This is a genomic window from Longimicrobium sp., from assembly GCA_036377595.1.
GTDB lineage: Bacteria > Gemmatimonadota > Gemmatimonadetes > Longimicrobiales > Longimicrobiaceae > Longimicrobium.
Window position 1 is genome coordinate 1 of record DASUYB010000035.1, and the last position, 1,656, is coordinate 1,656.

Sequence of the window (1,656 nt, forward strand, 5' to 3'; positions counted from 1 at the left end):
CGTCCACCACGGAGCGGGACCGCTCGCAGCTGCGCCAGGCGCGGCGCGACGTCGAGAGCGCGGAGCAGCGGGTGGCCCGGGCCGAGGCGCGCGTCGCCGAGCTGACGACGGCGATGGAGGACCCGGCGCTCTACACGCAGCCGGACGGCGTGGCGCGCGCGGCCGAGCTGGGACGGCAGCTGGAGGCGGCGCGCGCCACGCTGGACGAGGCGCTGGCCGAGTGGACGCGTGCCGAGGAGCGCGTGGAGGCGCTGGTGGCGGCGTCCGCGTAGCGCTTCATTCCTCGCATGCTCCTCATCTGGATCGGCTTCGTCGCGTTCATCCTCCTGCTCCTCGCGCTGGACCTGGGGGTCTTCCACCGGGAGGCCCACGTGGTGCGGGTGCGGGAGGCGTTCGTGTGGACCGGCGTGTGGGTGGTGGTCGCGCTCGTCTTCAGCACCTTCGTGTACGCGTCGTACGAGCACCACTGGATGGGGCTCGGCGCCGGCGTCGACGGGATCGACGGGCAGGTGAACGACGGCAAGCTGGCGCTCGTGAAGTACCTCACCGGGTACGTCATCGAGTGGTCGCTGAGCGTCGACAACGTGTTCGTCATCGCGATGATCTTCGCGTCGCTCGGCATCCCGGCGCGCTACCAGCATCGCGTGCTCTTCTGGGGGATCCTCGGCGCGCTCGTCATGCGCGGGCTGATGATCGGCATCGGGGCGCACCTCGTGGCGCGCTACCACTGGGTGCTCTACATCTTCGGCGTCTTCCTCATCGTCACCGCGCTGCGGATGGCGTTCGCCGGGGACGCGGAGGAGGAGGACCCGGCCAACCGGTGGGTGCTGCGCTTCACGCGCCGCCACTTCCGCGTCACGCGCGAGTACCACGGCCAGCACTTCTTCGTGCGCGACGCCGCGGCGGGGCTGATGCTGACGCCGCTGGCGGTGGCGCTGGTGCTGGTGGAGACGACGGACCTGATCTTCGCCGTGGACTCGATCCCGGCGATCTTCGCGATCACGACGGATCCGTTCCTCGTCGCCACGAGCAACGTCTTCGCGATCCTCGGGCTGCGGTCGCTGTACTTCGCGCTGGCGCACGCGATCGACAAGTTCCGCTACCTCAAGTACTCGCTGGCGCTGATCCTCGGGCTGGTGGGGACGAAGATGCTGGTGGCGAAGTGGCTGAAGGAGGCGATCGGGCCGCACTTCAACGCCTACCTGCTGGTGGCGGTGGGGGTGATCCTGGCGGGCGGGGTGGTGGTGTCGATGGTGAAGGCGCGGAGGGAGGAGGGCGTGGTCAGCAATGAGTGACCCTCGGTAGTCGCGTCGCCGCTTCCCCGCGTTCCCTGCGTCCCCCGCCCTACCCCCGCCCCCCGCAGAGCACCGCGTCCGCCCCCGTCGCGCGGCACGTCCGCCGACCCGGCGGGTCCTCCGGCTCGCTGACCACCGCCCGCCGCGGCGCGGCCCAGAGCCTCGGCGCTGCCTCGCCCCCGCCGCGCGAGGCCGAGCCCCAGCGCGTCGCGTGCCCGCGCACGTCCACGTGCAGGAAGGGGCCGCTCGGTCCCGTCGCGTCGTACAGCCCCAGGCCGCCCACCAGCTCCGGCGACGCGCGCTCGACGCGCTCCACCGCGTCGGCCACCAGGTAGAGGTCGCGACGGTCCACGCGGCCATC

Annotated in this window: 3 protein-coding genes; 2 read left to right on the forward strand and 1 reads right to left on the reverse strand. The window is 72.0% G+C overall.

Translation table 11 applies throughout. From position 1 onward, the window contains the following. Both VF092_05840 and VF092_05845 read left to right on the forward strand, forming a co-directional pair. On the forward strand, nucleotides 1-272 hold a 272-nt coding region (locus VF092_05840; protein HEX6746800.1), incomplete at its 5' end, for an ABC transporter C-terminal domain-containing protein. A 15-nt stretch (nucleotides 273-287) separates the two neighbouring features. Beyond that, entirely contained in the window at nucleotides 288-1,295 is a 1,008-nt protein-coding gene (locus VF092_05845) for a TerC family protein (GenBank protein HEX6746801.1), read from the forward strand. Between the two features lie 49 nt (nucleotides 1,296-1,344). Here the strand turns inward: VF092_05845 and VF092_05850 are convergent. Next, nucleotides 1,345-1,656 (reverse strand): hypothetical protein (locus VF092_05850; GenBank protein HEX6746802.1); only part of this gene is annotated, 312 nt, incomplete at its 5' end.